Here is an 18283-nt window from a genome sequence, read left to right on the forward strand (position 1 = left end):
TCCCCCTCTTCATCAACAAACACCCCCCCCCCCCCCCCCGCCTCCACCCCCCCCCCCCCCCCGGCCGCGGGGGGGGGGGGGGGCCCCGCGCGCCCCCCCCCCCCCCCCCCCCACCCCCGCGGCCCATCAGACGAAGCCCCGGGCGTGGCCGCGCTCGCTCTACGTCAACCGGTACCCTCAGACGATCGAACACGCCGTCAGTCAATCGTCAAAAGAAGAAGCATGCGCTTCGACCCCCGCGTCGAGCTCGTCCTCCTGCCGCCGGCTGGGCCCCCGATCGCTGGTCCGTCCTGGCACTGGCCAAGGCGGCCGCGGAATTGGAATCCTCTGATGACGCACTCCCCGGGTACGCGTTGAAGTTCTTCGCCGAGTTCGCCGGTCTCTCGCTCCGGTTCCCGAACCCGCGTGATCCGCATCGCCTCACCGGTGTGAACTTCGGCTGCGGCACCAGTGGCCTGCACCCCGGCTCCCTCTCCAGCTTCTGCCGCGAAGCCGGTGAGGACCTCTGCGTCGTCGGGCTGGGCCGGCCGGGCAGCACCGGCTTCTACCTGCTCGGTGCATCCGGTGCGTTCTACTCCGCGTGGGAGGACGTCCACTTCCTCGGCCCGGACTTCGCCGAGGGGTACTCCGACTGGTGACGGCCAGACATCCCGGCCGTCCCCCGTCAGGGTCCGCAGCCCGGCCCCGACTCCCGGTCACCCCCGCGGCGACCGTCGAGGCTCCACCGCCTACCGGCCCGTCGCCGATGGAGCGCTGGTCCTCGACTGCCTTCGGACGCAACCACTCTGGGCGAACCCGTTGACGTGCGGATATCCGTGACCGGAGACGAGGCCCCCGCGGAGGCCGAGTCACTCGCCGATGATCTTCGGGCCCATCCGGCGATGCTCGACGTACGCCTCATCAGCCGGGCCCCGGGCCCTGGGGAACAGATACCGGTACAGAACACCATCTCCGTGGTGTTCGGCGAGTCGGCGGTGCCTCAGCCCTGGCCTGGGCCTTGGGCTTCTTCCTCCGCGGACCGCGAACCCGTGCAGTCCGCCTGACGGTCCACCGTGCGGGGACAAGGCCGGTGGAGATCAACCCCCGCAAGGCCTGGGAGAAGGACATCGAGCTGTTGCTGTGCGGCCGAACTGGCAGCGCGAAGTCCGACTGAACCGAAGAATCCCGACCATTCGCCCGTGGTCGGCAGCGGGCTGCAGCGGGCTGCACCGTCGAGCTGCCGAATGAGCCGTTGGGTTGGCGGCGCCGCGCCGGTACGCGATCCGGGCCGGCCGGGACGGCGACGGATCTACGGCGGCGACCCAGTGGTCGTGGTCGTCGTCGGGCTGCTGTCCAAGGGGGTGTGGGTGTGCCGTCGGGATCCAGTCCGTACGGCCACAGCACCGGACCGACGCCGGCCAGTGCCCGGACAGGCTGGTGTGGAGGACGGTCAGGGCCTCGGCGGGGTGTTGGAGTAAGCACTTGCGGCGTAAGCCCTTGCGGCGGAACCGGCCGCCTGGTGTCTATCCGCACACGTGCGTGGCCGAGCGTGGCCTACGTCCCGAAGTGGATAGCTGCGAGACCGACTCTCCAGGAGGCTGTACCTCGATGCGGGACGGACACAGCGCCGTCTGCGGGTCGCGGACCGGATCAGACTGTCGACCGACCCTCGGCTTCTGGGCAGTCGTCCGGCCGTTACGGCGCACCGTCACCCATTCTGGCGGCCCCAACGGCCCTGCCCTGTGGGCGTCCGGTACGTACGGCCACCCCGGGGGCCATTCGGCCATCCAGCCGGACGGCAACATCGTCATCTACGACTCCAACAACCAGGCGCTCTGGGCCACCGGCACCTACGGCCGGTAACGACCTCGCGCAAGCTTGACCTCGGAGCATCGACCACCGACGGCGCCATCATCCCCGACGGTCTGCCGCACTACGCGACCGGCGGCCCGGGCCGGACGCTGCACCGGGCGTTCGTCGAGGTCGACCGCGGCACCATGGCCAGCGAGAAGCGCGCCGCCAAGCCGATCGGCTACGCCCGCTTCCGCGCCCACCACCCGATCCTGCCCCACCTGCGGCGTACCGCTGGCACACAGAGCGTCCTGCCGACCTGGCAGCAGCACTACATCGTCTTTCCGCGGCTGCTGTTCGTCCTGGCCGACACCGGCGAAAGGGCCGCCCGGCAGTGTATCCGCAACCTCCGGGCCATCGCCGATGCCCACCCGCTGGTCGCCCGGATGCTGATGACCGTGAAGGCCGGCGCGGCCCGCCTGGCCGATCTGGAGCAGCACGGCACCAGCGCGGCGGTGTGGCACACCCTCAGCGACCACACGCGGCCTCTGCGCAGGGCCTGGGAGCTGTAGAGCGGCGCAGTGGCCGGCCCGGGCGGCATCAAGGTGTCCGCCCCGGGCATCAAGGTGTCCGGCATCATCGCCCGCACCCGGTACTTGGGCCACCCGCCACCGGGTGGTCTCCGCACTGAGGGCTTCACCGGCAGGGTGATCCCGGTGTGCGACGAGCGCGAGCACCCCTATGAACGACCGCCACTCTCGAGGGGATACCTGGAAGGCAAGACCGATCGAGAGGCCGTCTTCGTCACGAGCCGACCTGGTATGCCCAGGCGGACATCGAAGTCCACCTGGGCCAGAGTGCTGTCAGCCTTGACCGGGCAGCGAAGACTGTGCGGTTCGGCGACGGGACTCAGATCTTCTACACCAAGCTGCTGCTGGCCACCGGTGCCAGCCGCGTCGCCTCGACGTCCCCGGCAACGGTCTGACCGGTGTACACCACCTGCGCCGCCTGGCACACGCCGACCGGTTGCGTGAGACTCTCACTGAGCTGGGCCCCGACATGGGGCACCTCGTCATCGCGCGCGCCGACTGGATCGGCCTCGAAGTCGCCGCCGTCGCTCGCGAATGCGGTGCCGAAGACCCCATTATCGGGCCGGAGCCCACGCCACTCCATGCTGTACTCGGATCCGAATGCTGCCGTACCGCCGTTGCCTGGCCGCGAAGCTGCGGACCGCGCGTAGGAAGTCGATCTCGCGGAACGCGGGCCAGTAGGCCTCGCGGAAGTACAGCTCCGCGTAGGCGCTCTGCCAGAGCAGGAAGTTCGACAGCCGTTGCTCGCTGCTTTCGGCCTCGCCCCCGCCACCCGAGCCCCCGGCAAGAGCCGCAGCATGCCAACCACTCAGGTCCGCCAGTCCCCGCCCGCCTCTCCTGAGGGCCGTTGACCCCAACTCCTGTCAGCGCACGCGACAGACGGCTGACCCCAGCGGTGCCCTCGACGCCGTGGCCACTGCCGGTCGGGAGCGCATGACGCGCGCCGCCAGGCCGCCGGAGCTGCCGGAGCTGCTCGGGCTTTGGCGGTTCGGGAAGAGGAATCGGGTGACCGCCCGTCAGAGGTCTTTGGGGTAGCCCTTGTCGTCGTCGGAGTCGTAGACCAGCTTCCCGTTGCCGTCGTAGCCCTTGATGTGCGGGGTCCGGGTCACGGCGTTCGTGAGGACTCCCGTGGCGGCGAACCAGCCGTGGTCGAGTGCCGCGTCCACGGCCGGTCCGTTTCCGTACGAGACGGTCACGCGCGCCACCGAGAGGTCGTATGTGCCGATGCTGCCCCAGGTGTACGGCAGCTTCCACTCATGGCCGTCGACCATGGCCTGCCGGTACAGCTTGCCCCCGTTGATGTCCGGGTTCACCAGGCCCGCCGGGCCGCCCGCGCGCGGGTCGGCGCTGCCGGCCTGGAGGCCGGAGGTCTTGCCGTCGACCTGGTGGCAGATGACCTCGCTCGGATGCTCGCCCTGGCTGACGCCGACCACGTTGATGCCATCGCCCGGGGAGTTGTCGTCCCCGGTGCTCCTCACGGCGAGCAGGACGCGGTAGTCGGCGATCGCTCCGAGGTCGTGGACGGGCGGCCGGTTCGGGTGTGCACCCTGTCCGGTCGGCGGCGGCGCGCTCTGCCGACGGGCCTGCGACGCCGAGGCCCGGCACGCCGTCCGGCGACGGTGCGGGCTCCAGGACTACGACGGCTCTCCGCCGGCGGCGCGGGTTCTGCGCACCTCGGGGCCCGGGCCTTGGGCGTTCCATGGTTTGCACTCGTCGCGGGGCCGGGCTTGCCCCGTCGCCCTCCTCGGCACCTGCCGGGAAGACCCCCGCCGCGCTCCGGAACGTCCTGTACCAGAACGCCGTCTACTGCCTCTGGCTCAACGGCAGGAACCAGCTGGTCCGAGAGAGGGGGCCGGTCAGTCGGCAGGGCTGAACGCGGCGTCGAGGGCCTCGGGGAAGAGGTCGAGCGGCGGGCAGCCCCAGTCGCCGTTGACGTTCGTGACCAGTTGCATGTTTTTTGAGACTGCACACCCGGGTGCTCGCGCGCAGCCCGTCGGCCCCGGTGGGGTCGAACACCATCCGCAGCGCGTCCTCCTGGTGCTGGTCTGCAGGATCTCAGCGTAGGGCGTTCGTGCGTTTGCCGTCTCCCGTGGGGTGTTGGCGGTGTGGACGGGTGCCGGGATGTCCGGCCGGCCGCGTGGGCACGTGGTGCTGGCCGCGGCGGTCGGCCGGACGTCCTGGCGTTGGAAAGCTTCGGTGCGGCGATGCCGCACCTGGCCGGCCCTGCTGGAACAAGGCAAGCCGATCCCCTGTGTGTGTCGAGTGGCAACGGCCGGGGAGACCGCGTTCGAGGGACCCCTGTGGTGAGGGCAGGGGAGGGCGCTCTATGTCCGGGATGGATGCCCTGAGGGCATACGGACATGGCGAAGTGGGGGCCTATGCCGCCGGAGCTGGCATGGCGGTGCGAGCACTGTCGCGTGCTGCGGCGTCTGGGCATGCCGGGGCCGTATGCCACCAGGGCATCGGCGTACCGGGCGGTCGGCCTTGGGCCGGCCGCGTTCGCGTAACGGCGGGGATTGTTGGCGGAGTTCCGGCCGCGCTAATGGCTTCTGGTGTGTGGCTTTCATCCCGTCCTCCAATCCCGCGTCGCGCGTCGGGCGCTTGGGCGCGCCCGCCACCGCGCGGGGCCTTCTGGCTTGCCCCGCTTTGGTTATCCCGAGGATTGCGTCTCGGCGGCGTTCGGGCAAGCCTGGTTGTCCCGGCGAGGTCGGACGAAGTTGCCGTTGCGGGCACTCAGGAGGCCCGGGGGTTGGGTGCTGTGAGCTGGAGTTCTTCGCTGATGGTGTCTCAACTTGTAGTGGGACAAAGCGAGAAACCGGTCTTGGGGCGGCTGGACTGTCCCTACGGGACACAGGATTCTGTGCGATGGGAGTCCATCCCGCTTGGCTCTGGAAGGCCGGGCGGGCGTCGTGTGGGCCCCCTGTCGAGTGGCAACACCCGAGGGAGATCGCATTGCGTAAGAAGCACACCAACCAGGCCGTCGTGTCCGCGGCGTGCGTGGAGGTCCCGACGACGACCTGCACCCAGGTGCCGGTCTCGGCCGCGGTCGTCGTGGTCGTCGTCCTCCTTCTCACCACCGCGCTGACCGCGCGGGGCATGGCGGTGCAGACCATCGTCACCACCCTGGCCACGGCCGGCCTGCTCGGGATCGAGCTGGTCCGCCGCCTGGTCGAGGCGCTCACCACCCGCCGGACCCGCTAGGAGAGGGGCGGTGGGGCGCCTGAACAGCGCCCTGGCTGAGCAGAACACGGAGATCGGGGCTCTCGCGCGGTGGCTTCGCAAGCTGCGCGAGGGCTCCGGCCTCACCTACAGCCAGATGGCGCACAAGACCATCGAACTCGCACTGCCCGTCTCCCTCGCCACCCTCTCCCGGGCGGACGAGGGCCGTACGGTCCCGACCTGGCCGGTCACCGAGGCCTACACCCGGGCCTGCGGGGGATCGGTGCGCACCGCGGAGCGGCTGTGGCTGCGTGCCGACGCCAACCGGCCCGGACGAAAGAAGCGGGGCCAGGGCACGGTCGCCGTCCCCACCTCGGGCCAGGCCTTGCGGTTCATCACGGAGTGCTCCGAGTTGCACTTCGCGATGAAACGGCTGTGGCTGCACGCCGGGAGCCCGTCCCTGCGGGAGCTGGAGACGCGGGCCATGCGCGACGGAGTCAGCCGGCTGCCGAAGAGCACCCTGCACGGGGTCCTTGCCGGTGAACGGGACTGCACGGAGAGGATTCTCGTCGAGTTCGTGCGGGCCTGCGGGGTCGCACCTGAGAAGGAAGCCGAGTGGGTTGAGGCGCTGCGGCGCGTCAACACCTACCAGCGCGGAGGCAGGGCGCCGGTGTCCGTCGAGCGGCGGCTCGCCGAGGCCGAGGCGGAGATCCTGCGGCTGAGGGAGTCGATCGGCCGCGGCGCCGACGAGCCCTCGGTGCGGGAGCCGGCCACGGCCGTGGACACCCCGGTGCCGGTCCGGCGGTGGCGGTCGCGACCGCCGGCCGTGCCACAGCAGGCCCGGCCCCCGCAGCGGCTGGCCGAGCGGACCCCGTAGACGAAGGAGGACGGTTCGTGTGGTGCGGTCGCCGGCGGCCGCACCGGCGTCATCCCGCAGCCGCCGAACCCGGCCGGCGCAGACAGCCCGGGGCCCTGCCCGCCACCGACCGGAGGCAGGCAGGGCCCCGACCGCGGCCACAGTCACCCCCGGCCCCGCAAGCCCGTCTCCGCACGTCACCAGAGGGGTTGACCCGCCCGCCCAGCCGTGTACTGTGCGCCAGTTGCGCCGAGTTCGCGTGGTCGAACTCGGCGACGGAGCCCCCTTGATCGGCGCTTCCAGCCGCCTACTGTCCGGCCCATCGGACCCGCCCGGCACCGGGCGCCGAGGTCCGCACCAGCCAGTCGACGACACGGGAGGGGTGGGCAGTGTGGACGGTGAAAGCGGCCTGCTCGGGGGTGTCGTGGAGCATCACTTCCTGGGTGTGGACGTCGCCGATGAAGTAGCCCTCGTACACCGCCACCCACCGGTCGCCGATGCCGGCCAGGCCGCGCTCGACCCAGCCGATCTGGTGGCCGCTCGGTGCGCAGGGTGGGCGGGCGTGCGGGTGGACGGAGCGGTAGGAGGCGAGCGGGAGCCGCAGAACGGCCTGCCGCCCCGGCCGCCCTCCCCCTCGCCCCTCCTCCCGGCCGGCGGCCCCGCTGCGCGGCGGCGTGCCGGGCGCGGGTGGGGTGGGCGAGGGGGAGGTGGGTATCCGATCTTCCCGGGTGGTACGGGCCCTGGGAGACGGTGATCAGGTTCGGCCCCAGGGGCATCCGGTCGGAGCGGGTGGGTTTCGTCGGCGGCCGGCGGCGGGTCCTACCGGTGCGCGGGCGGCGAGGGCTGCGGGAGACGGCGGAGGAATTCCAGCAGTAGGGCGCAGAACGCGGCGGGCTGTTCCAGTGGGGCGAGATGTCCGGCTCCCGGGATGATGGTGGTGCGACCCGCATCGAGGTCGCGGGCCAGGTTCTCGGCGCCCTGGTGGAAGTCGGGCATGTCGTGCTCGCCGACGCCGATCAGAGCGGGCACGCCCCTGAGTGTGCTCAGCGCCGCCGGGCCGGTGCCGAGGGGGTCCGGCGCCTGCGGCGGTTCGCCGTGGGTGAGCTGGTCGGTCAGCTGGCGGTGGAGCATGCGGGCGGCGTGGGTGAGTACCTCCTCGGTGGCCCCGGCCGAGGTCCACGCCTTGACGCCGGCCGTCACCGCGGCGTCCAGGTCGTCGGCGGCCAGCGCCGTCCGTTCGGCCTCCCAGGCGGCGTCCAGACGCGGGGAGGCGGGCAGGTCGTGGGGCCGGTACCCGACCAGTACCAGGCCCTCCACCCGCTCGGGTGCCGTGACGGCGGCCTGGAGTGCCACCAGGGCGCCCAGTGAGTTCCCGGCGAGGACGAAGCGGTCGGCCTCCAGGTGGTCGAGCGTGTCGAGCACGTCCGACCAGGGGACCACCGTGCGGCGGTCGGGCACGGTCGCGTCGCCGTGGCCGGGCAGGTCGAGGGCGATGGCCCGCACGCCCGCCTCGGCGAGCAGCGGGAGGTGGGCGTCCCACATGGTGCGGTCGGTGGGCCGGGCGTGCAGCAGGACGACGGGCCGTCCCCGGCCTGCCTCGGTGGAGGGAAGCAGCATCGCTTGAGTGCCTTCTTCGGTGAGCGGGTGGGAAGGGCCGGCCGGCGTGGAGGGCAGCGGCAGGTCCTGCGGGGGTGCGGATCAAGCGGCGTCGGTGAGTTCGCCGAGTTCCGTGTCGGTCAGGCGCAGCGTCGCCGCAGCCAGGTTCTCCTCCAGGTGCGCGACCTTGGAGGTGCCGGGGATGGGCAGCACGACCTCGGAGCGGGCGAGCAGCCAGGCCAGCGCCACCTGGGACGGCCGGGCACCGTGGGCGGTCGCGATCCGGCCGAGTGGCCCGCCGGGGCGGGCGAGCTCGCCTGCGGCCACCGGCGCCCAGGGGATGAAGCCGATGCCGTAGCGGGTGCAGTGGTCCAGGACGTCGGCGGAGGTGCGGTCGGTCAGGTTGTAGCGGTTCTGGACGGTGGCGATTTCCGCGATCGTGCGCGCGTGCTCGACCTGGTCGACGGTGACCTGGGACAGTCCGATCGCGACGATCTTGCCTTCGTCCTGGAGCGTTTTCAGCGCACCGATCTGGTCCTCCAGCGGGACCTCGGGATCGATGCGGTGCAGCTGGAACAGGTCGATGTGGTCCAGGCCGAGTCGGCGAAGGCTCATCAGGGCCTGCTGGCGCAGGTACTCCGGGCGCCCGACCGGCGGCCACGCCTGGGGGCCCAGGCGCACCAGCCCGTCGCGGGTCCTGATCGTGTCCGGGCCGTTGCGGGTCAGCCCGGCTTTCGTCGCGATGAGCACGTCGTCGGGGTAGGGGTGGATCGCCTCCCGGATGATCTCCTCGCTGACGTGCGGGCCGTAGGAGTCGGCGGTGTCGATCAGCTGCACGCCGAGTTCGACGGCCCGGCGCACCACGCGGACGCACTCGTCGCGGTCGTCGGGCTCGCCCCACACGCCGAGCCCGGTCAGGCGCATGGCGCCGAAGCCGAGGCGGGTGACCTCCTTGCCGGCGATCTTGAAGGTGCCGGCGGTGTCGGACGGGGCGTCGGTCATGACCGGATGTCTTCTTCCTCTTCGGTGTTGTCCTGAACGGTGGGAGCCGAGGCCTGCTCGGCCAGTCGGCGGAGCTGGACCAGGGCCGCGGCACTGGCGCTACCGGGTTCCGCGCTGTAGACGGACAGGTGCTGGCCCGCGGCGCTGGTGACGGCCAGCGCCTCGAAGTGCAGCCGGATCTCGCCCACCAGGGGGTGCCGGAAGTGCTTGTCCTCCTGTGTGCGGGGACGGACCTCGTAACGCGCCCACAAGCCGACGAAGGCGGGGCTGCGCACGCCGAGTTCGCCGACGATGCGCTCGATCCGCTCGTCCTTGGGGAACTGCGAGGAGGACGCCCGCAGGTTGCCGACCGCGGTGTGCGCCGCCTTGTCCCAGTCGACGTAAAACTCGCGTGCGAACGGGTCGAGGAAGATCATTCGCAGCAGGTTGTCGTACCGGGCGAACCCGCGGTACAGCTCGCGCGCCATCCGGTTGGCGGCCAGGACGTCCTGCGCCGCGCCGACCACGAAGGCCGGCACGTCACGCATGCCGTCCATCAGCCGCGACAGCTCCGGGGCCACGGCAGGTGCCGCGGCCGCCGTGGCGAAGACCGGCAGGCCGAGCCGGAACAGGTGACCCGCTGCGGTGCCGTCCAGCCGCAGGGCCGCAACGATCGCCCGGAGCACCTGCTCGGACGGGTTCCGCTCACGACCCTGCTCCAGACGGATGTAGTAGTCCGTGCTCACCCCGGCCAGCAGTGCCACCTCGTCCCGCCGCAGTCCCGGCACCCGCCGGTCCCCGCCGTCGAGCAGCCCGACGTCCCGCGGCGTGATCATCGCGCGGCGGGCACGCAGGTACGCACCGAGCTCGTTGTTGCTCTCCATGCCCGCCACGCTAGATCCACTCCATGGGGCGGGGCGTGGGTGCGGTGCACCCACCCGAGGGGGCGGCTGCCCGGCATCCCGATGGAAGCCCCCGGTGGAGGCCGCCGGTGGAAGCCCCCGGTGGAGGCCGCCGCCCGCCGGACGGGGGCTCAACCGTCAGGACTACCACGGCCAGAGCAGCGACCCGCAGCTGCCGAGGGGGCGCGGCCGGGGGGTGTGCGGCAGCCGCGAACTTGAGTATCCGTACTCAGGACGGCACATGGGATGAGCGTGAGGATGACCAGATGCTTGAGTTAGTAGTCGACGTTCTCGTGGCGGTGGTGCTGACCACTGTGGAAGTGGTGGCACTGGTCCTCGCCTTTTTCGCCATCGGAATCACGGCGTGGGCGGATGACAAGTCGGGCCGCGGGGTCACACCCCGCCTGAAGCGGATCACCTGTGCCGTGGCAGTGGTGTCGTTGGTCCTGCCCTTGGCGTGTGCCTACGGGCTGTTTCTGCTGCATCTGCCGATCGCGGCGACCGCCCAGTGCCTGCTGGTAGTAGCGGTACCGTTCCTCCGCCCCATCCTGACCGCTGTGAACCGTCTGCGGGAAGGCGTGACGCGTCGCTGGGGCGGACGCCGGCGGCGCTGACGCGCCCGGAGGCAGGAAGAGGCCGGGACGGCGGTTGCCGCCAGGACGAGACGGTGCCCCGGCGGCAGGCACAGGAAGCACGGGAAGCAGCAGGCCGGACCGGAGCGGGGCCGGAGACGACCGGGCAACCCAGGGGCCGGGACGGCCAGGACGGCGGCCTGGACCGGCCACCGGGGCCGACAGGGGCACGGCCAGGGCGCGGCAGCGGGGTGGGCAGGCAGTCAGGCCGGCAGAGCGGCAGAGCGGCGGCCGGTGCGACGCCCCCGCCAAGGCTGGCCCGAGGCCCCCGCCGATGACCGCCGTCGGCCGACGGATCAGGTGTTGGAAGGCGCCCTCAGCCGAAGTTCTGGATCACCGCACTGCATGCCAGACCACTCATCACGCTCACTGCGGAGGCGACGAAGCGCCATGGAGCCCAGCGCGTCCGGGGCGGCAGGACCCAGGCAGTCGCGACGAGCACCACCTGTGCGGCCATCAGGCCGTAGGCAACGTCGTACTGAAGGCCCCAGTCCCGCCCACAGGCACCCCGTGGCACACACTGGTCGACCTCGACCGCGCGCACCAGCGCGAAGCACCAGTAGAGGATCTGGCAGAGCGGCAGCAGAACCGTCGCGACGAGGGGAAACCTCCACGCGTCGCGGTCATGCGGTGGCGATGCGGACCCGGCCGCGATGTTGTCCATGAACCGATTCCACCGTGCCGAACCGGACCGCACATGAGCGCGACTACTCAGTCAGGACAGCTCACGTACCCGGTTGTCTCCGGCCGTCCAACACCGCTGCGGCCCCGGGACCGCAGACCAGGAACGCGGCCGTGCTCCGCCACCCCGGCGACGGGGGCGCAGCAGGCCGGGGGCGGCCAGCGCCTGGCGGTCGTGGGCCCCGGACGGCAGCCCCGCCTGTGGCTGTCACGGGCGCCGTCCACCGGCAGCGGCCGCCCCGGCGCCCAGCGGGCACGCCCGGCCGGGGCGGAGCCTGGCCCGGACGGCAGCCCGCACGGCGACGTCGACCACGATGCGGGCCAGGACGGCGTCGGCCCACCCACCACCTTGGCCACGGGAACCCGGGGCCTGCGTGACTTCGATGCTCCAGGACATCAGCCACGCGCTGCAGACACCGGTGCTGCTGGGCCACGCGGCCCTCGGCGGCTCCCAAGAACCCGGCACCGCCGCCATCGACGGCGCACCCGCTCTCACCTGGCAACCCGCCGCTCCAGAGCGCTGGCGAACCCTCCCGCTTGACGCTCAATCACGTGCGATGTCTGCGGTGGCCCAACCCGGGTCCGGCGAGAGTGAGAGCGGTGTGTGTCTCGCCCGGCCTGAACACCGCAGGTCAGGCCCTCGCCGTGGGCCACCGGCCAACACCACCGGGGCGCCGATTGACGGCATCCACAATGCCGGACGGCCCTGCCACTCCTTCGCTGGAGTGGCAGGGCCGTCCGGCTTCATCAGCGAGGCTACGGAGTCGTCGGGATGTAGTCGTAGCAATAGTTCATGGCGGTGCCCAGCGGATTTATTTGCCAGTACGCATTCCACAGGGCGGTGCCGGTCCTGGGTCCGACAATGCCGTCGATGTCAAGGCCGCCGTGCGCGCGCTGGAAGTCCTCGACCGTGCTCTCCGTGTCCGGCCCGAAGTCGCCGTCCACGGCGATCTTGTGGCCGAGGCCGACGCCGTTCAGGAAGGCCTGAACACACGAAACCGCGGTTCCGCGCGACCCCTTCTGCACGTAAGGGGCGGTGTAGGAGGCCTGGGCCGTTCCGCTGAGGCCAATGACCACGGACAGCGACAACGTCACGCCCGCAGCGATCCGTGCTATTGCGCGCGTTCTCATGCAATTACATCCATCTCTGGGGCCATCCCCCGGTGGCTCCGGTGATGACGGGGCATCAGTCATCACCGCCAGGGATCCTACATGAGATGATCATGAAAAAATCTGATCTCGCGGGCGGAACACCAGGACCTCGGGCCCGCACCGTCCGTTCCACGCTCTGGGCTACCGGGCCGCGCCGGGTGCAGCCGACGGCAGACCCGCGATCCACCAGGACATCCGGCTGTGGAACCTGGACTGCCTGCTGACCGGAGTGCCGCTGGAGGACTCGGTCACGGCACCACCGGACTGGCGCCCGGGTTGGCACTACACGCTTCCAGCCGACTGGCCCGCCCCCGCCCGGTGAACCTTCTCGACTGCGGGCGTTGCCGTCCGACTCCCGCCCCCGGAAGGTTTTTCGGATCCACCCGCAACCCCGGTGCGTCCCATACGTCTTGATGAATGAGAGGCAAGGGAGGAGCGGCGATTCCGGAGCACGGTGCCTTCGGCACTCGGCTCGCTCACCGACCCGGTCGATCATTCATCCAGTCATGCTCTGAGCCGTATTTCGGCTTCTCACAGTCACGTTCCAGGGGGAGAAACATGTCCATCGCCCGTATCCGTCGCGCTCGCCGTACCGCAATGGCCACTGCCGTCGCCGGGGCTGCCGTGCTCTGCGGGGCGGTCGGGGTGTCCGCACCCGCCGCCTTCGCGGACGGGGCGCCGCAGGCCACGCTCTCCGTCGAGGCCCCGGCCGCGATCGGATTCGCCGGCCGGCCGGTCGAGTTCAACGAGACCATCACCAACACGGGGAACCAGGCCACCACGTACGGCCTGTCGTTCGACACCGCCAGCGACCTCGGCACGCCCCGGAACGCGATCACCATCGACTACAAGAACCCGGCCGACGGCACCTGGAAGTCGATTCCGCTGGAGTACCACGCAGGGCAGGACAACGTCACCTACAGCGGGTTGCTGGCCGGGCCTGACGGTGTGACCGTCCCCGCCGGCGGCGAGGTCACGCTGGACCTGCGCATCGGCGCCCCGATGGGCCTGCCCCACGACGGGGCGTCCAACGGCGGCTTCAAGTCCCTCAAGCTGCACTCCTCGGTGGTCGCGCTCGACGGCTCCTGGGTGGGGCTGGCCCAGGACACCAGCACGATCCAGGCCGAGTCGCTGACCACCTCGCTCTCCGAGGTGCCGGCCACGGCCGTCGCCGGCGGCGACCCGATCGAGTTCGACGCCGTCCTGGACAACTCGACGCCGTCCGACTACGTCAACCTCAGCAACCTCCTGTACACCGACCCGCACGCGACGGTGCAGGTCCAGGACGCCGACGGTTCGTGGCGTGTGCTGGACAAGGTGTCGGACCAGATCCCGGACGACCCGTTCGGCGTCTACCTCCAGGGCCGCGACTCGGGCATCCACGCGGGCGACACGACCGTCATCCGGGTCCGCGTCTCCTACGACGCCACCACGCCGGCCGGCGCCACGCAGCTGAGCCCGTGCGTGATCGTCAACGAGGGCGACATGCGGTTCCGCGGCACGACGACCTGCGGCGCCCAGCACACCGTGCAGATCCTCCCGGCGACCACCACCTCCTGATCACCACCCCCACCACCAGCGCCGCCCCGCCCGCCTGTGGGCGGGGCGGCGCCCCGTCCGGCGAGCTTCTTGAGTCCGTTTCGCATGGTGTTCCTGTTCCGGTGAGGGTGTCCGCACGCGTGCGGGGCTTATTCAGCCCAGGGAGCGCACTGGGGAATCCGAGATCCCCGTCCGGGGCGGCACGGGCGGGACTCAGAAGTGCGCTGCACACCCTGACAGCCGGTCACATCGCCGACCAGACGGCTGAGCCAGCCCTGATCCGCTCACCAGAGCACGGCGAGCGGACAGCAGGCAGCGGCGCTGCGCGTGGTGGCGGACAGGGGGGATCGCCCCGACCACCGCCCCTGAGCGGATCGTTGATCACTCATATGTACGATGCTCCCGGGATGGCCGAGAGCCATCGTCGTTCGGGACGTCACGGGGGATGTCCCGGACCTTTCTCCACCCCGTTCAGGAGCGCCCTCATGAAGCGACGCGTCATTGCTCTGGGCACCACGGTTCTATCCTTTGCCGCCTTGCTCGGCTTCGCCCCGGCCGCGAGTGCGTCCACCCCTTCGTGCACGACGGGGCTGCAGGTCTCGGTGAATGGCTACGGAACCTTCGTGCCGGTGTCGTCCACCGGCTCGGTGAACTGTGTCATGGGCCAGCAGTCAGGGTTCAACAGCGGGACCTACGACCTCCAGGTTTCGCTTCACCGGTGCGACGGCGCCAACAACCTTGCCGAGGACGGCTACTACGGCCCCGCCACGGCCCAGGCGGTGCGGGACTTCCAGGCTCGGGTCGGCCTCGACCCGGACGGCGTCTACGGTCCCCAGACGCGTATGGCCATGTACTGGCACGCCAACACGGACCAGACGATCTGCAACAAGTTCTGATCGACTGATCCGACCCAGCCCCCGGCCTTCGGTCCGCCTCGGTTCTGGCCTTCTGGGCCTCCTGGCAGGCCTTGTCCGTCTCGTCCGCGCCGGCCTTGCGGGCGGTCTCGACGGCGGCTGCGGTGCGGTTGGCCAGGTCTTCGGTCTCGGGTACGGCGGGCCAGGTCCTGTACGGCGCCGGCCTTGTCGACCGCGGTCTGCGCGTCCGTGGCGAAGCCGGAGGCCGCGTTGGCGTGGTCGGTCGGCTCCTTGGCGGCGTTGGGGCTCTGCCCGGCGTGGTCGGCGGCGCTGCCGTTGCGGCGTTGTTCGCGGCGGCCGTGGCCTCGGCCGTGTCGCTGCCCGCCGCACCGGGGGGCCGGGTGGCGGACGGTCACGGCGGCCGAACGGGCGGACACCCCTGCGGGGGTGTCCGCCCGTTCGGCGTCGGCGACAGTCGGATGACTGCACCCGGTGGGCCCGCCGCGGCCTCCTGCGGCTCGACGTCATGTGACTGATGCGGTCGCCCCGATGGCCCGAGAACAGTGGGGGCACCAGCGAGTCTCCAGGAAGGACCAGACATGATCGACAGGCGAACCTTCACCAGGGCGGTCGGTCTCGGCGTGGGCGCCACCGCCGTATCACTCGGCGCGGCCGCGAACGCGTCCGGCGCCGCCGCCACCGGCGCCGGACGCCCCGGCCGCCCGGCCCCGGTCATCCCGACCGTCACCCCGGGCACCCACACCGCGTTTCCCGCCCTCCGGCAGGTCCGGGCCGGTGTGCTCGACATCGGCTACGCCGAGGCCGGGCCGAAGCACGGGCCGGTGGTGGTCTGCCTGCACGGCTGGCCCTACGACATCCACAGCTACGTCGACGTGGCCCCGCTGCTGGCGGACGCCGGGTACCGGGTGATCGTGCCGTACCTGCGGGGCCACGGCAGCACCACGTTCCTCTCCCCGACCGCCGTCCGCAACGCCCAGCAGTCCGCAGTCGCCCTCGACGTCATCGCCCTGCTGGACGCCCTCGGGATCCACCGGGCGGTGCTGGCCGGTTTCGACTGGGGCGCGCGAACGGCCGCCGTCGTCGCGGCGCTCTGGCCGGAGCGGGTCAAGGCCCTGGTGTCGGTGGGCGGTTACCTCGTCACCGACGTCGCCGCGCAACGCAACCCGCTGCCGGCCAAGGCCGAGCACACGTGGTGGTACCAGTACTACTTCGCCACCGACCGCGGCCGCACCGCCATGGAGACCCGGCAGAACCGCCACGACCTGGCCCGGCTGGTGTGGACCGAGGCCTCCCCGACCTGGCACTTCGACGACGCCACCTTCGAGCGCACCGCCGCGGCCTTCGAGAACCCCGACTACCCGGCCGTCGTGGTGCACAACTACCGCTGGCGCCTGGGCCTGGCCGACGGCGAGCGCCGCTACGACCGCTACGAGCAGCTGCTCGCGGCCCGGCCGCCCGTCACGGTGCCGACCGTCACCCTGGACCCGGCCCTCGACCCGTTCCTGCCCTCGACCGACGGCACCGGGTACCGCGGGTTCTTCACCGGCCCGTACGAGCACCGGGTGCTCGCCGGCGTCGGCCACGACGCGCCGCAGGAGGCGCCGACCGCCTTCGCCCAGGCCGTGGTGGACGCCGACCGGCTCTGACCCGCGCACCGCGTCCGGGTCCGCCCCCTCTGCTCGGAGGGGGCGGACCCGGACGCGGTCAGTGCCGCGCGGTCGCGGTCAGTGCCGCGCGGGCCGGACGCAGTGGAAGCTGCTCGCGGCGGCCGGGTCCCCGTGGCCGGTGTAGCGGGAGAGCATCGGGTAGCGGCACAGCTCGCGGGAGACGGTCGCGCCGGTGCCGGTGGTCACCGTGGCGTGCAGCACCGAAGGCGCCCTGCCCTGCTCCACCCAGGCGGTCAGCGCCGCCAGGTCGTCCACCTTGCCGCCGTCCAGACCGCAGTGGTCGACGCCCGGCGCCAGGAACAACCGGTAGAAGTCGTCGACCTTCCTCGCACCGCCCATCCGCGCCTCCACCCGCTCGCGGTAGTCGACCGTGCCCGCGGTGGGGATCAGCTGGTCGGAGTCGCCGTGCCAGCTGAGCAGCTTGCCGCCGGCGTCGCGGAAGGCCGAGAGGTCCGCGTCCCGGGTACCGATGACCTGGTCGTACTCGGCGCGCGCCGTGCGGAGGACCTCCTCGAACTGCGCGCGGGTCAGGTGCGCGGTGTCGAAGCCGGGCTGCTTCGCCACGAAGGTGGCGACCCAGGCGGCCGGGACGAGGAACGGCGCGCCGGTGGTGACGCCGTCGTCACCGGTCCTGCTGGCCGCCAGGTAGCGGAAGTCGGCGCCGATCGGCAGGCCGTACCAGAGCCGTTTGCCGTGGGTGTCGCGCGGCCCGTCCCAGATCCGCCGGACCACCTCGGCGTCCGCCGCCGTGACGGTGACCTCCTTGCCGTCGCAGACGATCCGGGTGCCGATCAGCCGGCGCGGGTCGAAGTCGCACCGCCGCGGGTCGCCGATCAGGCCGTCGGCGACGCCGTCGAGCTGGTCGCAGGCCTTGAGCGCGGCCTGGTTGAAGGCGTCGAACTCGCAGCCGGTCGGGTAGGTGTGCGCCTCGTTCATCACCACCTGCGGCCACAGGCTGGCGACCTCGAACTGGTTCCAGTTGATGCCCGGCGCCGCGGCCTTGATGCCGTCGAAGTCCGCCGGGTACCGCTGGGCCTCCAGGTAGCCCTGGCGGCCGCCGGTGGAGCAGCCGTTCCAGTAGGAGTAGGAGGCGGCCCGGCCGTAGACCCCGGCCACCACCTGCTTGCCGACCAGTGCCATCTCGTGCGCGGAGCGGGAGGCGAAGTTGTCCAGCAGCGCGGTGTTGACCTTCCCGGCGGCGTCCAGCCCCCAACTGGTGTCCAGGGCGCCGCCGACACCGGCGTCCGTCGTGGCGACGGCGTAGCCCTGCTTGACGGCCGCGGCGAGCCCGGCGCCGCTGTCCCCGGCGGCGTAGGCGCTGCCGCCCGCTCCCTGGAAGCGGCCGTTCCAGCCGCTCTGCGGCAGCCAGACGGTGACCTTGGCGTGGTCGTCCGCGCCGGGGTGGGTCAGGGTGACCGTCACCTCGCAGTGCGCCGGGACGTCCGGCACCGGGAAGCCGCCCAGCGGCGGGACCCCGGGCACCTGGAAGGTGCCGGCCGGCACCGGGGCGGCGGTCACGGACTCCACCGCGGTGCCCGCCGGGGCCTGGACCGGGACGGCGGCCGGGGCGCAGGCGAAGGACGAGGGGGCGGTGGCGGCGGCGTTCACGGCAGGGTTCGCGGCAGGGTTCACGGCGGCGGTGAGCTCCGGGAACGCGCTCACCGGTGTCGAGACGGCCACGGCGGCCACCAGCGGGACGGCGGCCGCGACGATGGTCAGGAACCGTCGTTTCATGATCTCTCCTCGGGATCGGGGTCGGCGCCATCACTGTGGCCGCCGGAGCGGTGACGGCACATCAGTCACTTGACGCCGGTCGGCGCGGTGGTCGCGGGGCCGACCGGACCGGAGAACCTGGGGTCACATGACCGATGTGCCGGCACCGG

17 protein-coding genes and 2 pseudogenes are annotated in these 18283 nt (G+C 71.7%); 10 read left to right on the forward strand and 9 right to left on the reverse strand.

Features of this window, described 5'->3' with window-relative positions:
- The first annotated feature begins 125 nt into the window (after positions 1 to 125).
- The 4 genes and pseudogenes from ACZ3YL_RS32050 to ACZ3YL_RS32065 form a co-directional block, all read left to right on the forward strand.
- Positions 126 to 638 carry an SUKH-3 domain-containing protein gene (locus tag ACZ3YL_RS32050; RefSeq protein ID WP_465660866.1) on the forward strand — a complete coding sequence of 171 codons (513 nt, stop codon included), beginning with the start codon at positions 126 to 128 and terminating at the stop codon, positions 636 to 638.
- A gap of 949 nt (positions 639 to 1587) precedes the next feature.
- On the forward strand, positions 1588 to 1842 hold the full coding sequence (locus tag ACZ3YL_RS32055; protein ID WP_465660744.1) for a hypothetical protein: 255 nt from the start codon (positions 1588 to 1590) through the stop codon (positions 1840 to 1842).
- 134 nt (positions 1843 to 1976) lie between these two features.
- The gene (locus ACZ3YL_RS32060) at positions 1977 to 2342 is read left to right on the forward strand and encodes a hypothetical protein (RefSeq protein ID WP_465660746.1); all 366 of its coding nucleotides are present in this window, start codon (positions 1977 to 1979) and stop codon (positions 2340 to 2342) included.
- 108 nt (positions 2343 to 2450) lie between these two features.
- Positions 2451 to 2962 (forward strand): annotated as a pseudogene (locus ACZ3YL_RS32065) (FAD-dependent oxidoreductase); the annotation flags it as partial.
- On the opposite strand, the pseudogene ACZ3YL_RS32070 reads toward ACZ3YL_RS32065, so the two are convergent.
- Together ACZ3YL_RS32070 and ACZ3YL_RS32075 are read right to left on the reverse strand one after the other, a co-directional pair.
- Positions 2915 to 3112: pseudogene (locus ACZ3YL_RS32070) on the reverse strand (undecaprenyl diphosphate synthase family protein); the annotation flags it as partial. The pseudogenes ACZ3YL_RS32065 and ACZ3YL_RS32070 overlap by 48 nt on opposite strands.
- Before the next feature lie 264 nt (positions 3113 to 3376).
- Positions 3377 to 3838 (reverse strand): hypothetical protein, encoded by a 462-nt coding sequence (locus tag ACZ3YL_RS32075; RefSeq protein ID WP_465660748.1) that lies wholly within the window; start codon positions 3836 to 3838, stop codon positions 3377 to 3379.
- 1474 nt (positions 3839 to 5312) lie between these two features.
- On the opposite strand from ACZ3YL_RS32075, the gene ACZ3YL_RS32080 reads away from it, so the two are divergent.
- Positions 5313 to 5561, forward strand: coding sequence for a hypothetical protein (locus tag ACZ3YL_RS32080; protein ID WP_188308631.1), 249 nt, complete (start codon positions 5313 to 5315; stop codon positions 5559 to 5561).
- 10 nt (positions 5562 to 5571) lie between these two features.
- Positions 5572 to 6396 (forward strand): helix-turn-helix domain-containing protein, encoded by an 825-nt coding sequence (locus tag ACZ3YL_RS32085; RefSeq protein ID WP_465660750.1) that lies wholly within the window; start codon positions 5572 to 5574, stop codon positions 6394 to 6396.
- A gap of 286 nt (positions 6397 to 6682) precedes the next feature.
- Here ACZ3YL_RS32085 and ACZ3YL_RS32090 read toward each other — a convergent pair whose 3' ends face one another.
- From ACZ3YL_RS32090 to ACZ3YL_RS32105, 4 genes are all read right to left on the reverse strand, one after another.
- The gene (locus ACZ3YL_RS32090; protein WP_465660752.1) at positions 6683 to 6859 is read right to left on the reverse strand and encodes a hypothetical protein; all 177 of its coding nucleotides are present in this window, start codon (positions 6857 to 6859) and stop codon (positions 6683 to 6685) included.
- A 335-nt stretch (positions 6860 to 7194) separates the two neighbouring features.
- Positions 7195 to 7992: an alpha/beta fold hydrolase gene (locus tag ACZ3YL_RS32095; protein WP_465660754.1), complete on the reverse strand. Its 798-nt coding sequence runs from the start codon at positions 7990 to 7992 to the stop codon at positions 7195 to 7197.
- Between the two features lie 81 nt (positions 7993 to 8073).
- Positions 8074 to 8973 (reverse strand): aldo/keto reductase, encoded by a 900-nt coding sequence (locus ACZ3YL_RS32100; protein ID WP_465660756.1) that lies wholly within the window; start codon positions 8971 to 8973, stop codon positions 8074 to 8076.
- A complete protein-coding gene (locus ACZ3YL_RS32105) occupies positions 8970 to 9836 on the reverse strand; it encodes a helix-turn-helix domain-containing protein (RefSeq protein WP_465660758.1) in 867 nt (288 codons plus the stop codon). The genes ACZ3YL_RS32100 and ACZ3YL_RS32105 overlap by 4 nt, the downstream gene beginning before the upstream one ends.
- 233 nt (positions 9837 to 10069) lie before the next feature.
- On the opposite strand from ACZ3YL_RS32105, the gene ACZ3YL_RS32110 reads away from it, so the two are divergent.
- Entirely contained in the window at positions 10070 to 10468 is a 399-nt protein-coding gene (locus ACZ3YL_RS32110) for a hypothetical protein (protein WP_465660760.1), read from the forward strand.
- A 334-nt stretch (positions 10469 to 10802) separates the two neighbouring features.
- Here the strand turns inward: ACZ3YL_RS32110 and ACZ3YL_RS32115 are convergent, their stop codons facing one another.
- Together ACZ3YL_RS32115 and ACZ3YL_RS32120 are read right to left on the reverse strand one after the other, a co-directional pair.
- Positions 10803 to 11150, reverse strand: a complete 348-nt coding sequence (locus ACZ3YL_RS32115) for a hypothetical protein (protein WP_465660762.1) — start codon at positions 11148 to 11150, stop codon at positions 10803 to 10805.
- Between the two features lie 773 nt (positions 11151 to 11923).
- Positions 11924 to 12262, reverse strand: coding sequence for a peptidoglycan-binding domain-containing protein (locus tag ACZ3YL_RS32120; RefSeq protein WP_465660764.1), 339 nt, complete (start codon positions 12260 to 12262; stop codon positions 11924 to 11926).
- 654 nt (positions 12263 to 12916) lie between these two features.
- Between ACZ3YL_RS32120 and ACZ3YL_RS32125 the strand changes: the two genes are divergently transcribed.
- From ACZ3YL_RS32125 to ACZ3YL_RS32135, 3 genes are all read left to right on the forward strand, one after another.
- Positions 12917 to 13879: a hypothetical protein gene (locus ACZ3YL_RS32125; protein ID WP_465660766.1), complete on the forward strand. Its 963-nt coding sequence runs from the start codon at positions 12917 to 12919 to the stop codon at positions 13877 to 13879.
- A 464-nt stretch (positions 13880 to 14343) separates the two neighbouring features.
- On the forward strand, positions 14344 to 14754 hold the full coding sequence (locus ACZ3YL_RS32130) for a peptidoglycan-binding domain-containing protein (RefSeq protein ID WP_465660768.1): 411 nt from the start codon (positions 14344 to 14346) through the stop codon (positions 14752 to 14754).
- Between the two features lie 557 nt (positions 14755 to 15311).
- Entirely contained in the window at positions 15312 to 16379 is a 1068-nt protein-coding gene (locus tag ACZ3YL_RS32135) for an alpha/beta fold hydrolase (protein WP_465660770.1), read from the forward strand.
- A 78-nt stretch (positions 16380 to 16457) separates the two neighbouring features.
- Here the strand turns inward: ACZ3YL_RS32135 and ACZ3YL_RS32140 are convergent, their stop codons facing one another.
- Positions 16458 to 18134: a tannase/feruloyl esterase family alpha/beta hydrolase gene (locus ACZ3YL_RS32140; protein ID WP_465660772.1), complete on the reverse strand. Its 1677-nt coding sequence runs from the start codon at positions 18132 to 18134 to the stop codon at positions 16458 to 16460.
- Positions 18135 to 18283 lie beyond the last annotated feature (149 nt).

The organism is Kitasatospora sp. NPDC023176 (assembly GCF_055560495.1).

Bases quoted from the DNA above. Each gene is read 5' to 3' on its own strand.
- ACZ3YL_RS32100 (WP_465660756.1), bottom strand. From the start codon at position 8,973: ATGACCGACGCCCCGTCCGACACCGCCGGCACCTTCAAGATCGCCGGC.
- ACZ3YL_RS32105 (WP_465660758.1), bottom strand. From the start codon at position 9,836: ATGGAGAGCAACAACGAGCTCGGTGCGTACCTGCGTGCCCGCCGCGCG.
- ACZ3YL_RS32130 (WP_465660768.1), top strand. From the start codon at position 14,344: ATGAAGCGACGCGTCATTGCTCTGGGCACCACGGTTCTATCCTTTGCC.
- ACZ3YL_RS32055 (WP_465660744.1), top strand. From the start codon at position 1,588: ATGCGGGACGGACACAGCGCCGTCTGCGGGTCGCGGACCGGATCAGAC.
- ACZ3YL_RS32060 (WP_465660746.1), top strand. From the start codon at position 1,977: ATGGCCAGCGAGAAGCGCGCCGCCAAGCCGATCGGCTACGCCCGCTTC.
- ACZ3YL_RS32135 (WP_465660770.1), top strand. From the start codon at position 15,312: ATGATCGACAGGCGAACCTTCACCAGGGCGGTCGGTCTCGGCGTGGGC.
- ACZ3YL_RS32140 (WP_465660772.1), bottom strand. From the start codon at position 18,134: ATGAAACGACGGTTCCTGACCATCGTCGCGGCCGCCGTCCCGCTGGTG.
- ACZ3YL_RS32115 (WP_465660762.1), bottom strand. From the start codon at position 11,150: ATGGACAACATCGCGGCCGGGTCCGCATCGCCACCGCATGACCGCGAC.
- ACZ3YL_RS32125 (WP_465660766.1), top strand. From the start codon at position 12,917: ATGGCCACTGCCGTCGCCGGGGCTGCCGTGCTCTGCGGGGCGGTCGGG.
- ACZ3YL_RS32095 (WP_465660754.1), bottom strand. From the start codon at position 7,992: ATGCTGCTTCCCTCCACCGAGGCAGGCCGGGGACGGCCCGTCGTCCTG.